Raw genomic sequence first — 13,693 nt, 5'->3', positions numbered from 1 at the left:
TCGGTGATCCGATGGACGGGGTATCAACATATCTGGCGTTGACTTTTGGCACGCTGTTGAGTTCTCAAGGAACGGTCGCTTCCTTTGTACTCACCCTCTCGGGCTTTCCTCCGGGCTTCCCTTCGGTGTTCCAAACTCTATCAGTGTTTTTCCGGCCCCCCGACCACCGTCCTGCAGGCATGCAGAAAGTGACCCAGAGATAGGATCTGACAAGTTGGTTGCTGCTCGGCCAGGACGCGAGGTTGCGTCGCTCAGCCCCAAGCAGGAGTACGACTGTACACGCGGCCGCGGAGCCGGTGCAAATCGATTTGAGGTATGGTCTAGACCACTTCGGAGTGCGTACGCGGAACCGGCACTTCAGGTGACATACGCTGCTCAACAGTGTGCCGCCCGGTACCTACAGGGACGGCCATATCGATCTCCATCCCTGGGAGGCTTCCCATGACCACCGTGACGTCCCCGCTCGCAGGACGCGCCATCGGACTGGCAGCCGTGCCGGATCCCGTCTTCTCCGGGGCCATGGTCGGCCCGGGCACCGCGATCGATCCCGTACGGGAGCCTTCCGAGGCCGTCTCCCCCGTGGACGGCGTCATCGTCTCCCTGCACCCGCACGCTTTCGTCGTGGTCGATGAGAGCGGCCACGGCGTGCTCACCCACCTCGGTATCGACACCGTGCAGCTCAACGGCCAGGGTTTCGAGCTGCTCGTGAACAAGGGCGACACCGTCCGGCGCGGCCAGGCTGTCGTGCGCTGGAACCCGGCCGACGTCGAGGCCGCCGGGAAGTCCGCGATCTGCCCGGTCGTGGCGCTGGAGGCCACGGCCGAAGCTCTCTCCGATCTTCGCATCGACGGCGAAGTGAAGGCCGGCGACAGTCTCTTCCTCTGGAAGTGACGCCCGTGCCGTCATATGACGGCGAGTACGACAACCAACGCGGCGGCGGGGCCCGCCGCTCTATCGGAGACGGGTGAGATGGAGACAACGCTGCGAGGCGTCGGCGTGAGCCACGGTGTGGCCATCGGCGAGGTACGGCACATGGGAACGGCGGTGCTCGAGCCGCCCGCGAAGCAGATCCCGGCGGAAGATGCGGAGCGCGAACAGGGGCGCGCCCGCAAGGCCGTGGAGGCGGTGGCGGCGGACCTGATGGCACGCGGCAACCTGGCCGGAGGCGAAGCCCAGGCAGTGCTCGAGGCGCAGGCCATGATGGCCCAGGATCCCGAGCTGATGGCCGATGTGGAGCGTCGGATCGCCGTCGGCAGCACGGCGGAGCGCGGGGTGTACGACGCGTTCGCCTCGTACCGAGAGCTGCTGGCGGGAGCCGGTGAGTACCTCGCCGGTCGCGTGGCCGACCTCGACGACGTGCGGAATCGTATTGTCGCCCGTCTGCTGGGGGTGCCGATGCCGGGCGTCCCCGACAGCGACGAGCCCTATGTGCTGGTGGCCCGTGACCTCGCGCCCGCGGACACCGCGCTGCTCGACCCGACTCTTGTGCTCGGCTTCGTCACCGAGGAGGGCGGTCCGACCAGCCACAGCGCGATTCTGGCCCGGGCGCTCGGTGTGCCGGCCGTGGTGGCGCTGCCGGGGGCCGGTGAACTCGCCGAGGGCACGATGATCGCCGTCGACGGCAGCACGGGAGAGATCTTCGTGAACCCGAGCGACGAGAAGAAGGCCCAGCTCGAGGCCGCGGCCGCCCAGCGGAAGGCTGCGTTGGCGGCCTCTACCGGACCGGGTGCCACCGCTGACGGTCACAAGGTGCCACTGCTCGCGAACATCGGTGGTCCGGCTGATGTGGAGGCCGCCGTCGAGGCCGGTGCCGAGGGCGTCGGTCTCTTCCGTACCGAGTTCCTCTTCCTGGACGACAGCAAGCAGGCGCCGTCCGAGGAGAAGCAGGTCGCTGCCTACCGGCAGGTGCTGGAGGCGTTCCCCGAGGGGCGCGTCGTGGTGCGTGTGCTGGACGCGGGTGCGGACAAGCCGCTCGACTTCCTCACGCCGGCCGACGAGCCGAACCCCGCGCTCGGTGTGCGGGGGCTGCGGACGCTGCTCGATCACCCGGACGTCCTGCGTACCCAGCTGACCGCGCTGGCGAAGGCCGCCGAGGGGCTGCCTGTCTACCTTGAGGTCATGGCTCCGATGGTGGCGGACCGTACGGATGCCCGGGCCTTCGCGGACGCCTGCCGTGAGGCTGGGCTGCGGGCGAAGTTCGGCGCGATGGTCGAGATCCCGTCGGCCGCTCTGCGGGCTCGCTCGATCCTGCAGGAGGTCGAGTTCCTGTCGCTGGGGACGAACGACCTCGCTCAGTACACCTTCGCCGCCGACCGGCAGGTGGGTGCGGTCTCCCGTCTGCAGGACCCGTGGCAGCCCGCGCTTCTCGACCTGGTGGAGCTGTCCGCCGAGGCGGCGAAGGCCGAGGGGAAGAGCTGTGGTGTCTGTGGCGAGGCCGCGTCCGACCCGCTGCTGGCGTGTGTGCTGACCGGTCTGGGCGTCACCTCTCTCTCGATGGGTGCCGCGTCGATTCCCTATGTCCGCGCGACGCTGGCGAAGTACACGCTGGCGCAGTGCGAGCGGGCCGCTGCGGCGGCGAGGGCGACGGACAGTGCCGAGGACGCGCGCAGCGCGGCGCAGGCGGTGTTGTCGGGCGAGTAGCTCGGCCTTGTTGCCGACGGCTTCCCGGGAGGGGCGCTCCACTGAGGTGGGGCGCCCCTCCGGCGTTCTCAGTGCTGGTGGCCCTGCGCCGGTTTCTCCTCGCCGAGGTCGGGCGGTGCGCAGTAGTCGACGTTGGATTCCGGGGAGATCAGGTCTCCGGATTCGATGTCGGTGCAGTAGGCGTCGAAGACCTCTCCCGCGGTGAGGGGTTCGAGTCCGTATCCGCGCATGCGCCAGCCGTAGACGCGGTCGGGTGTGTCCGGGGCGCTCACGCGGATGACGAGCCCTCCCGGACTTTCGGTGGCCAGGCCGAGCGCCAGCACCGTGGTGAACTCGAGGGCTTCGGTCTCGTCCACTTCCAGGGCGGTTCCGTCGTCGGCGATGTGGAGGGCGGCGGTGAGGGTTTCCGGTCGTCCGGTGACGCTGCAGACGAGGTGGCGGTTGCCGGGTGGTGCCGTGTCGAGGATGCGGACGAGGAGGCCCGCGGCCCGGGTGAAAGCGGCGCGTCCGATGTCTTCGCCGCAGGAGGTGCAGGCGCCCAGGCGGGCGAGGAGGGTGGTCGCGTACTCCCAGGTGGCTTGCCGGATGGCCTCGTCGACGAGGGCCGGGACGAGGTCGGCCAGCGGCCGGCCGTCGTAGGGGAGAGTCGTGCCGGTGGCCGCGATCTGTGCGGTGAAGCGGGTGCGGCTCGACGCGTTGTCGGGGTCCAGGCCCTTTTGCGTGCAGAACTCGGCGTACTCCTCGGGGTCGAAGAGGGCCACGGTGGTGTGGCTGCCCTGCAGGGCTCGGGTCCTGAGGAGGGACTCCACCTGTTTCAGGTAGGTCGCGTGGTCGGCGAAGGTGAAGGTGCGGTAGCGCCGCATGGCCCGGAAGTCGTGTTCGTCGGTGAGCAGGCCGATGGTGCCGGCGATCTCGCGGTGCAGGACGCGTCGCATGGTGCGGCTGTCGGTGTGCGCCATTGTTTCCCCCTGTGCACGGTCGATCAATGCTCACTCACAGTAATCGGCAGCACTGACAATCGGCCCGGGCCTGGTGGGCGTGCAGCCACTTGAAGCCTGAAGGCGCAGGTCACAGTGGGTATGTGCTGTGACCTGCGCCCTGAGTCAAGGTGACGGGGAGTTGCGTGGCGGGGGTCAGGCGCGCTTGCGGGCCAGGTCCTCGTAGAAGTTCAGCAGGTCGAGGTTGTCGATGGAGCCCGGGTTGACCGCCTTCTCCAGCGGGGTTCCCTGCAGGAGGCGCTTGACGGGGACCTCGATGCGCTTGCCGGTGAGGGTGTGCGGGACGCCGGGGACTTCGATGATCTCGTCGGGGACGTGGCGCGGGGACAGCTGCTCCCGGATCGTCTGCTTGATGCGTTTCAGCAGGGCTTCGTCGAGGACGGTCCCGGGGGTCAGGTGGACGAAGAGGGGCATCCAGTAGCCGCCGTCGGGCTGCTCGATGCCGATGACGAGGGATTCCCTGATCTCGGGGAGCCGCTCGACGGCTTCGTAGATGTCGGCGGATCCCATGCGGACGCCCTGGCGGTTGAGCGTGGAGTCGGAGCGGCCGTGGATGACGACCGATCCGCGGGAGGTGAGGGTGATCCAGTCGCCGTGCCGCCATACGCCGGGGTAGGTGTCGAAGTAGCTGTCGTGGTAGCGGCTGCCGTCGGGGTCGTTCCAGAAGTGGATGGGCATCGACGGCATGGGGTTGGTGACGACGAGTTCGCCGACCTCGTCGACGAGGGGGTTGCCGCTGGGGTCCCAGGACTGCAGGTCGGTGCCGAGGCACGGGGCCTGGAGCTCGCCGACGTGGACCGGGAGGGTCGGTACGGCTCCGGCGAAGCAGGAGCACACGTCGGTGCCGCCGCTGACGGAGGCGATCCACAGGTCCTCGCGGACCTCGTCGTGGAGCCAGCGGAAGCCGTCGGGCGGGAGGGGCGAGCCGGTGGTGGCGACGCACTGGACGGAGGACAGGTCGAAGTCGCGGGACGGGTGCACGCCGGCCTTGCGGCAGGCCATGACGTAGGCGGCCGAGGTGCCGTAGAGGGTGGCTTTCGTGCGTTCGGCGATCCGCCACTGGGCGCCGGTGTCGGGGTAGCCGGGGCTGCCGTCGTAGAGCACGATCGTGGTGCCGGTGAGCAGGCCGGAGACGAGGAAGTTCCACATCATCCAGCCGGTCGAGGTGTACCAGAAGAAGCGGTCCTCGGGGCCGAGGTCGCAGTGCAGGCCGAGTTGCTTGAGGTGCTCGACCAGGATGCCGCCCTGGGACTGGACGATGGCCTTGGGCAGGCCGGTCGTGCCGGAGGAGTAGAGCACCCACAGGGGGTGGTCGAAGGGCACCTGTTCGAAGACGGGGTCGGTGTCGGCCGAGGTGAGGGCCGACCAGTCCAGGGCGCCCTCGGGTGTCTCGGTGCCGAGGAGCGGGATGTGGATCACCGCGCGCAGGGTGGGCAGTTCGCGGCGCAGCTCGGTGACGACGTCGCGCCGGTCGTGCTCCTTGCCGCCGTAGCGATAGCCGTCGACCGTGAAGAGCACCACGGGTTCGACCTGCTGGAAGCGGTCGAGGACGCTGCGGGCTCCGAAGTCGGGTGCGCAGGACGTCCAGACCGCGCCGACGGCGGCTGTGGCGAGGAGGGCCACCACCGCCTGGGGGACGTTCGGGAGGTAGCCGCTGACGCGGTCGCCGGGGCGTACGCCGAGGGCGCGCAGTTCGGCGGCCAGGGAGCCGACCTGGCGGCGCAGCTCGGCCCAGGTGACGGGGCGTGGTTCGTGTGTCTCGTCGACGTGCAGGAGGGCCGGTTCGTCCGCGCGGGTGGCGACCGCGCGCAGGGCGTGTTCGGCGTAGTTGAGGGTCGCTTCGGGGAACCACTGGGCGCCCGGCATCGAGCGGTCGCCGAGCACGCGCGCGTAGGGGTGCGAGAAGCGGACGTCGAACCACTCCGTGACGGCTCTCCAGAAGGTGTCCAGCTCGTCGACGGACCAGCGCTGCAGCGCCGCGTACCCGCCGTCTGCGGGGGCGCCGTGGTGTTCGGCGGCCCAGGCCTGGAACCTGGTGATCCGTGCGCGGGCGATGCGCTCGGGGTCGGGCTGCCAGAGTGGCTGGAAAGTGTCGGTCGACATGGTCGGCTCCCGGACTGTGCGCGTCGTGTGCGTCCTCCGCGCACGGGCTGGGGTGTGCGCGTGAGCGGCTGGCACGGACAATGCCATGTGATCGACTTCGACACCAGGGTGCGCCCCACATAGTCCGTGTCGTGAAGATGTGGTCCTGGCACGGATGAACGGCAGTTGAACGACACACGTGTGCGGGGCGGTCGGTGGCAGGGTGAGCAGCATGAACGGTCGTGACCTGGTGCGTTCGGTGAAAGCGGTGGCTTCGGTGGGGGCGGCGCAGGGTGTGCGAACCGTACGAGCAGCGTGGCGCAGGCGGCGGGCCGACGCCACCGGGCTGCCGCCGCGGGGGGCGGAGCGTGCGCGGGTGCCAGGGCCCGTGGAGGACGTGGAGCCGGGGCCGGGCGGCGGTGTCGTCCGGTTCAGCCGGTCGGAGCTGCGGATTCTGGTCGCCGTGAACGGTGCCGTCTTCTGGGGCTGGGACGGGGCGGAGCCGGAACCGTCGTACGCGCTGGCCGGCCGTTGTCCCGAGCCGGATCCTCGGGCGGTCCTGGAGCCGGACAAGGACGGCGGCTGGCGTGTGGTGGCCGAGCGGGTGACGGTCGTGGTCTCGCGGCACGGCGCGGTGGAGGTACGGACTCCGGGTGGTGTGACTCTGCGGCATGATCTGCCGCCGCGGTGGTGGGAGCCGGTCGGTGGCGGTCCTGCGAGGTGGATGCAGCGGTCGGAGGTGGGCGCCGACGCGCGGTTCTTCGGTCTCGGGGGACGTAGCTCGGGTCCTCGGCTGCCGGACGGCACGTACCGGCTGTGGAACAGCGATCCCGGCCGTGCCTTCGCGCCCGGGGAGGACCCGCTGTACATCACGATGCCGGTTCAGCTGGTGGTGTCCGACGGCGGTACGCATCTGGCGTTCCACGACAGCTCGTGGGACGGCACGGTGACGCTGCGGGAGGGCGAGGAGGGCGCGGGTTCCGGGCATGACCGGGTCGGGACGAGCGAGCTGCGGATGGACGGAGGCCCGCTGCGCTGCTGGGTGATGGTGGGCACCCCCGCGCGCGTGCTGCTCGCCTGGGCGTCGCTCACCGGGGCGCCCGCGCTGCCGCCCGCGTGGGCGCTCGGGCACCATCACGCGCGGTGGGGGTTCGGCAGTGAACAGGAGGTGCGGCGGATCGTCGCGGGCTACCTGGAGCACGGTCTGCCTCTGGACGCCGTACATCTGGACATCGACCACCTCGACGCGCACCAGGTGTTCACCGTCGACCAGGAACGCTTCCCCAAGTTGCCCGTGCTGGCCGAGGAGCTCCGGCGGGACGGCATCCGGCTGGTGTCGATCGTCGACCCTGCGGTGAAGGCGTATCCCGGCAACACGGTGTACGACGGCGGTGCGGCCGGGGACGCGTTCGTGCGGGATGCCTCTGGTGAGGTCGTGGAGGGTGTCGCGTGGGCCGGGGAGGCGGTGTTTCCCGATTTCACGCACGCGCGCGTGCGTGAGTGGTGGGGCGGCCTCTACGAGGAGCGGCTCGCGCAGGGTTTCTCGGGGTTCTGGCACGACATGAACGAGCCCACGTCGTTCACCGCCTTCGGCGAGTCGACACTGCCGCGCTCGGCCCGTCACTCCCTGGAGGGACGCGGCGGTGACCATCGTGAGGCGCACAACGTGTACGCGCTGTGCATGGCCAGGGCCGGTTACGAAGGGCTGCGGAGGCTCGCGCCCGAGGAGCGGCCGTTCCTGTTCTCCCGCTCCGGGTGGGCCGGCATGCAGCGCTACGGGGGGACGTGGTCGGGGGACGTGGCCACCGGCTGGCCGGGGTTGCGGGCGTCGTTGGCGCTGGTGATGGGGCTCGGGCTGTGCGGCGTCCCGTACTCGGGGCCGGACGTCGGGGGCTTCGACGGAGATCCGTCTCCCGAGCTGTATCTGCGCTGGTTCCAGCTGGGCGCCTATCTGCCGCTGTTCCGGACGCACGCGAGTCTGCGGGCGGGGCGCAGGGAGCCGTGGGAGTTCGGTGGCGAGGTGCTGGAGCACGCGCGCGCGGCGCTCGTCGAACGCCGTCGGCTGCTGCCGTACTTCATGACGCTGGCGCATATGGCGCGGCGGACCGGAGCGCCCTTCGTGCGGCCGCTGTGGTGGGCGGCGCCGGAGGAGCGGGCGCTGCGCGACTGCGACGACGCCTTCCTGCTGGGTGACAGCCTGCTGGTGGCGCCGGTGCTGGCCCCGGGCGCCGAACGGCGTGCCGTGCAGCTCCCGTGGGGGCGCTGGTACGACACCGCGACAGGGCGGGCGTACGAGGGGCCGGGGCAGGTGTTCGTCGACGCGCCTCTGGGGCGGATCCCGGTGTTCGCGCGCGCGGGTGCCGTGCTTCCGGTACGGGGGGAGGACGGCGGGCTGGAGCTGGAGGTGTGGGCGCCCGCCCCCGGTCCGTCCCCGGGCGGGCTGGTCGTGCCGGACGGGGGCGACGGGTGGGACGAGCCGGGGATCGAGCGCTACACCGCTCGGTGGACGGGCTCCCGGGTGGTGGTCGAGCGGGAGGGCGAGGACGGCGGCGGCGCGCCGTCCTACCCAGTGCGCGTCCACGGGGCCGGGGAGCGCTGAGCTCAGATGTACCGGCCCTCGAACCAGGCCCGCACGGCCAGCGTGTGCAGGGGGAAGGCGAGTTCCTCGGGCCTGCGCAGGAGGTGCCAGCCCTCCGTCTCGTCCGTGGCGGCGGAAGAGGGCAGGCCCTCGGCCGGACGCTCCGGGAGGAGGCCGAAGAGCAGCAGGTGTCCGTCGGGAGAGCTCATCGCGTCGGCGAGCCGTACGTCACGGCCGGCCGCGTCGATGCCGGTCTCCTCCCGGAGTTCGCGTATGACGGCCTGTCGCCAGTCCTCCCGGTCGTCGATGTAGCCGCCGGGCAGGGCGATGCCCCCGCGCGCGGGGGCGATGGTTCGGGTGATGACGACCAGGGCGGTTCCCTTGGTGTCGTACACGGGCTGGAGGGCTACCGCGACCGGGACGGGATTGCGGTAGGTCACGGCCCCGCACACCGGGCAGGTGCGGGGCCAGCCGGTGACGCCCTCTCCGTAGGGCGCGCCGCAGCTCGAACAGTGTGAGTTCGGCGCGGAGTTGGAAGCGGAGTGCTGAGATTCGGACACGCGCGGACTGTAGCCGATCACGGAGAAGGCGCTGCGAGCAGGCTGCTCAGTGAGCGCCGGCGAGGGATTTCCTGGCGACGGGGAAGTCGAAGTACGTGTCCGGATGGGCCTCGGGCTTGAAGGTGTAGTGCCACCACTCCTCTGCCAGGTTCACGAAGCCGAGGTCTTCCAGGGTGCCCTTGAGAAGCAGCCGGTGGGCCCGCTGTTGGCCCTGGATGCGTGGGTCGAGGGTGTGCGAGAGGGTGTCGAAGCAGTCGAAGCCGGTCCCCATGTCGACGGAGTTGTCGGGGAATCGCTCGCCCTGGGGCGCGAAACAGGGCACCAGGGGCTCTCCGGGGCGGTAGGGCCGGGTGGGCTTCGCCGGGAGCCTGACAAGCGTGACGTCCAGGGTCGAGCCACGGCTGTGGCCGGATTTCGCCGCGATGTAGCCGTCGGCGAACAGGCGGGTCTTGTCGACGTTCGGGTAGAACTCACCTTTCATCGCCTCGTCCTCGAGGTCCTCGGCCCAGCGCACGAAGTGGTCCACCGCGCGCTGCGGCCGGTAACAGTCGTACACCTTGAGGGTGTAGCCCTGACGCAGGAGCTTGCGTTGGGCCTTGTGGAGGGCTTCTGCGGCGGGGCGGGTGAGGATGCAGATGGGCTGGTGGTAGCCGTCGATGCGCTCTCCCACGAAGTTGTGCGGGGTGACGTAGCGCATCTCCTGGATGATGGTCGGGTCCACGCTTCTCAGCGCCACGAAGTCCTTCGGTGCCTTCGGGTCGGTGCCGGCCTGGGCGGTCGTGCCGGGTGCGGTCGACGCCAGCAGAGCGGCGAGCGTGGTGATGAGGGCACGTGCCACGGTGGTGAGTCGTGTCATGCCCCTGCGTCTACCAGGACTGGTGGCGTCACGGAAAGGGGCCACATTCGGAGCCGCGACCGTCCGGCCGTTTCGGGCTCGTGGACTGCCGATCTCCGACCGGCCGTGACACACTCCTGACGTTCCGTCAGATTCGTTCTGCGGGGAGGGCGCTGTGGCTCGTGCACGAACACCTGTGGTGGCGGGGTGGTTCTCCGGGGAGGGGGATGCTTTCCGGTTGCTCGGCACGCGTTGTTCGGCGTGCGCCTCGGTCTTCTTCCCCCGCGAGGACCACCACTGCCACAACCCGGCCTGCACAGGCGGCGAGTTGATGGAGGTCCCGCTGTCGCGGCGTGGGCGTGTCTGGTCGTTCACGGACAGCCGGTATCCCCCTCCGTCACCCTATGTGACCGATCCGGAACTTTCGTGGGAGCCGTGCACGTTCATCGCTGTGGAGCTGGAGGCCGAGCGGATGGTGGTGCTGGGACAGGCGGCTCCCGGGATCACCGTCGCCGACCTGGCGGTGGGCCTGGAGGTGGAGGTCGTACCGGGTGTGCTCCATGAGGACGCGGAGACGACCTGGACGACGTGGCACTGGCGGCCGACGGGGGTGACGGCATGACGGAAGAGGTGGCCGTGCTCGGCGCGGGCATGCACCCGTGGGGCAAATGGGGGCGCAACTTCGTGGAGTACGGCGTCGCGGCGGCCCGCGAGGCGCTCGCCGATGCCGGACTGGAATGGCGGGACATCAGCGCGATCGTGGGGGCGGACACGGTGCGGGGCGGCTACCCCGGCCATGTCGCCGGGGCCACGTTCGCGAAGGCCCTGGGCTGGCAGGGGGCCCGGGTCACCAGCGTGTACGCCGCGTGCGCGTCCGGGGCGCAGGCCATCCACGCCGCGCGGGCCCAGATCCTCGCCGGGCTCGCCGATGTGGTGCTCGTCGTGGGGGCCGATGCCGCTCCCAAGGGGTTCTTCCGCCCTGCGGGCGGGGACCGGCCCGACGATCCCGACTGGCTGCGGTTCCGGATTCTCGGGGCCACCAACCCCGTGTACTTCGGGCTGTACGCCCGCAGACGAATGGCTCAGCACGGTGACACGCCGGACGACTTCGCACAGGTCAAGGTGAAGAACTCGGCGATGGGAGCGCTGAACCCCCACGCGCGCTACCGCAGTCGCGTGACCGCCGAGGAGGTCGCCGCCTCTGCCGTGGTCGCCGACCCGCTGCGACTGCTCGACATCTGCGCGACCTCCGACGGCGGCGCGGCGCTCGTGCTCTCGAGCATGGAGTACGCGCGCCGGCACGGGCAGGCGGAGCCGGTGCGGATCCGCGCGGTGTCCACGGTGACCCCGCGCTACCCGAACACCGTGCTGGACCTGCCGGACATCGCCACGGACTCCGCACGGGCGGTACAGCCGTCCAGCGAGACGTTCCGCGGATCGATCGCCCGGGCGGCCTACGAGGAGGCGGGCCTCGGGCCGGAGGACCTGTCGCTCGCCGAGGTCTACGACCTGTCCACCGCCCTCGAGTTGCAGTGGTACGAGGACTTGGGGCTGTGCGGGGAGGGCGAGGGTGTGAAGCTGCTGAGGGACGGGGCGACAGCACTGGGAGGGCGTATACCGGTGAACGTCAGCGGCGGACTGGCCTCCTTCGGGGAAGCCGTTCCGGCGCAGGCGATAGCCCAGGTGTCCGAGCTGACCCGGCAGTTGAGGGGCGTGGCGGGTGACCGGCAGGTCCCGGGAGCGCGCGTCGGTATCACGGCGAACCAGGGGCTGTTCGGGCACGGGTCGGCGGTGATAGCGGTGCGGTGAGCCCTCAGTGGCATGACCGAGCGCATGGGGCCATGGACCTGCGGCGGCGCCGGCCCTTCCGATTCACTGATCCAGCCCGGGGCATACGCTGTGTGATCGCGCCGGAATCCTGTGTGAACGTCTCATGAACTGCGCTTGGGCGTGCGCCGGTGGCGTCAATCATGCTCCCGTGCACTCCTGGACGGACACTCTCCGCTTCGCCTTCCAACCGGTGGTCAATCTGACGACCGGAGCGGTCGCGGGGCTGGAGATACTCGCCCGGCCGGAGACCGGCGACATCCTGGCCGAGGCCCGCCGGGACCCGGAGCTCGACTGCCGGCTGGCGGTGTCGGCGATCCGTGCGGCGGCGCGGAAGGAGACCCTGCTTCCGCTGTTCGTCAACGTGTTCGCCGGGACCCTGGCCGACCTCGGAGGTCTCCCCGCCCTGCACGACGCCGTGCGTGAGGCAGGGCGGCTCCCCTGGGAGGTGACGGTCGACGTCTGCCCGCCGTACACGCATGTGCCGCAGCAGTCCCTGCTTCAGGCGGTGGCCATGGTGCGCGGGCAGGGCTTCCGGTTCTGCGCGGACGGTGTCGGGGACGGGGATGTGCCGTTGCGGCTGCTCGCGGACCTCGCGCCCGGCCTGGTCAAGCTGGACGCGTCGCTGCTGACGCGACCGGCGGTGGTCCGGTCGATGCGGACACTGTGCGACGAGATGGGGGCGCTCCTGGCCGTGGAGGGGGTGGAGACCGAGGGACAGTGCGCGGCGGCACTGGCGGCCGGGGCACAGCTGGCGCAGGGCGAGCTGTTCGCGCCGCCGGCCCGCCTGCCTGCTGCGGACGTCTACATGCCGCCCCGCTCCCCCGCCGAGGCGCCGGCTCCGGGGTCCGGGCCGTCGGTGCGGGAGTTCGTCCGGCCCGCCGCCCTGCTGCCCGCCACCGCGTCCGCGGGGCAGGTACGCGCCCTGCTGACCGGGTCACCGGATGTGTCCGGGGTGCTGCTCGTGGACACCAGGGGCGTTCCGGTGCGGTCGGTGCACCGCTCCCGCTTCCTGCTGTCGATGTCGGGGCGCTACGGGCACGCCCTGTACGCCGACCGCCCCGCGGCCAAGCTCGGTGATCCACCGCGGACGGTGGGCGTCGACGCCACGGCCTGGGAGGTGCTGGAGGTGGTGGCGGTCGGCGAGCGGGACCGCACCTCGGACGACGTGGCCGTGGTGGACGAGTACGGCAGGTGCGTGGGCGTCGTGCGGCTCGCCGACCTCGTGCGAGCACTGGCCGAGACACGGGTGGAGGAGGCGGCGGGACTCAATCCGCTGACGCGTCTGCCCGGCTCGGACGCGATCACCGGCGAGGTCGACCGTCGGATCGCGGCCGGGCGGGCGTTCGCGTTGAGCTGGCTGGACATCGACCACTTCAAGCAGGTCAACGACGGGGCCGGATTCACGGCGGGAGACGAGCTGATCAGGGCGGTGGGCCGGGCGCTGCAACAGGCCGCGACGGAGGGCGCGCGGGTGGGGCACATCGGCGGAGACGACTTCCTGGTGCTCGCCGATCCGGACGGCCTCGATCCGCTGGCCGCCTCGGTGCTGGACGCTGCCTGGTCGGCCGGGGGCCGGCCCGTCACGCTGTCGCTCGCGACGGTGCTGTGCGCGCCGGGCAGCGTGAGCGACCACCGGCAGGCCGCGGCCTACCTGGCCCCGTTGAAGAAGGCGGCGAAGGCGCTGCACGGGGCGAGTTGGGTGCTGGGCCGGGCGGGCGTGGCGGGCCACGAGACCCGCCGGGGCTCGCACACGTCACCGGAGCCCGTGCGTGCGCCTGCGCCTGCGCCTGCGCCTGCGAGGTGCGGTATGGCGGTCGAGAGGGGCGCGCAAGGCGTCTGAGGCGTCGGGGGCGGCTCTCGATCGGCCGTTTCCCTGCTCGCCGGTGGTCGGGTGCCGGCGCTCGCCCCGTTCGGCAGCCGGGCCGACGCGTCGGCCCCTGGAGTTGCGGCGCTGTCGAGGTCGTGCACGAGCGCGGCAGTGACCGGTCGCCAGGCCCCGCCGTGACCGGCCACCAGGCCCCCTCCGTGGAGGCCAGGACCCCGCGGAACTCCTGCGGTTGAGAAACCTCCAGGTCAGGTGGATCCTGGACACTAGCAAGCCAGGAGTCAGGTGCGGCTGGGTTTTTGCCCTTGGCGGAGCCCGGCGGAGGCCGGACACCATCAGCCAAGA

At 70.9% G+C, this 13,693-nt stretch carries 11 protein-coding genes; 7 read left to right on the top strand and 4 right to left on the bottom strand.

Translation table 11 applies throughout. The features are described from left to right. From K4G64_RS12475 to ptsP, 3 genes are all read left to right on the top strand, one after another. Positions 1 to 203: hypothetical protein (locus K4G64_RS12475; protein WP_221756093.1), on the top strand; the 203-nt coding region annotated here is incomplete at its 5' end. A 238-nt stretch (positions 204 to 441) separates the two neighbouring features. Beyond that, positions 442 to 891 (top strand): PTS glucose transporter subunit IIA, encoded by a 450-nt coding sequence (locus K4G64_RS12470; protein ID WP_221756092.1) that lies wholly within the window; start codon positions 442 to 444, stop codon positions 889 to 891. A 78-nt stretch (positions 892 to 969) separates the two neighbouring features. Further along, on the top strand, positions 970 to 2,640 hold the full coding sequence (gene ptsP / locus K4G64_RS12465; protein WP_221756091.1) for a phosphoenolpyruvate--protein phosphotransferase: 1,671 nt from the start codon (positions 970 to 972) through the stop codon (positions 2,638 to 2,640). A gap of 68 nt (positions 2,641 to 2,708) precedes the next feature. Here the strand turns inward: ptsP and K4G64_RS12460 are convergent, their stop codons facing one another. Together K4G64_RS12460 and K4G64_RS12455 are read right to left on the bottom strand one after the other, a co-directional pair. Further along, complete coding sequence (locus tag K4G64_RS12460) at positions 2,709 to 3,599, bottom strand: hypothetical protein (RefSeq protein ID WP_221756090.1); 891 nt, start codon at positions 3,597 to 3,599, stop codon at positions 2,709 to 2,711. Between the two features lie 174 nt (positions 3,600 to 3,773). Beyond that, positions 3,774 to 5,741 (bottom strand): acetoacetate--CoA ligase, encoded by a 1,968-nt coding sequence (locus tag K4G64_RS12455; protein WP_221756089.1) that lies wholly within the window; start codon positions 5,739 to 5,741, stop codon positions 3,774 to 3,776. A gap of 211 nt (positions 5,742 to 5,952) precedes the next feature. Between K4G64_RS12455 and K4G64_RS12450 the strand changes: the two genes are divergently transcribed. Further along, positions 5,953 to 8,319 (top strand): glycoside hydrolase family 31 protein, encoded by a 2,367-nt coding sequence (locus tag K4G64_RS12450; RefSeq protein WP_221756088.1) that lies wholly within the window; start codon positions 5,953 to 5,955, stop codon positions 8,317 to 8,319. Between the two features lie 2 nt (positions 8,320 to 8,321). Here K4G64_RS12450 and K4G64_RS12445 read toward each other — a convergent pair whose 3' ends face one another. After that, the gene (locus tag K4G64_RS12445) at positions 8,322 to 8,858 is read right to left on the bottom strand and encodes an NUDIX domain-containing protein (protein WP_221756087.1); all 537 of its coding nucleotides are present in this window, start codon (positions 8,856 to 8,858) and stop codon (positions 8,322 to 8,324) included. Between the two features lie 46 nt (positions 8,859 to 8,904). Next, the gene (locus K4G64_RS12440) at positions 8,905 to 9,714 is read right to left on the bottom strand and encodes a M15 family metallopeptidase (protein WP_221756086.1); all 810 of its coding nucleotides are present in this window, start codon (positions 9,712 to 9,714) and stop codon (positions 8,905 to 8,907) included. A 175-nt stretch (positions 9,715 to 9,889) separates the two neighbouring features. On the opposite strand from K4G64_RS12440, the gene K4G64_RS12435 reads away from it, so the two are divergent. The 3 genes from K4G64_RS12435 to K4G64_RS12425 all read left to right on the top strand — a co-directional run bounded on the left by K4G64_RS12435 (position 9,890) and on the right by K4G64_RS12425 (position 13,363). Continuing rightward, positions 9,890 to 10,315: a Zn-ribbon domain-containing OB-fold protein gene (locus K4G64_RS12435; RefSeq protein WP_221756094.1), complete on the top strand. Its 426-nt coding sequence runs from the start codon at positions 9,890 to 9,892 to the stop codon at positions 10,313 to 10,315. Beyond that, a complete protein-coding gene (locus K4G64_RS12430) occupies positions 10,312 to 11,502 on the top strand; it encodes a lipid-transfer protein (RefSeq protein WP_221756085.1) in 1,191 nt (396 codons plus the stop codon). The genes K4G64_RS12435 and K4G64_RS12430 overlap by 4 nt, the downstream gene beginning before the upstream one ends. Before the next feature lie 169 nt (positions 11,503 to 11,671). Beyond that, on the top strand, positions 11,672 to 13,363 hold the full coding sequence (locus tag K4G64_RS12425) for a bifunctional diguanylate cyclase/phosphodiesterase (RefSeq protein WP_308122344.1): 1,692 nt from the start codon (positions 11,672 to 11,674) through the stop codon (positions 13,361 to 13,363). The last annotated feature ends 330 nt before the right edge of the window (positions 13,364 to 13,693 follow it).

The organism is Streptomyces sp. WAC04114 (genome assembly GCF_019733245.1).
Classification (GTDB): Bacteria; Actinomycetota; Actinomycetes; order Streptomycetales; family Streptomycetaceae; genus Streptomyces; species Streptomyces massasporeus_A.
This window is presented reverse-complemented; position numbering and strand designations above follow the sequence as displayed.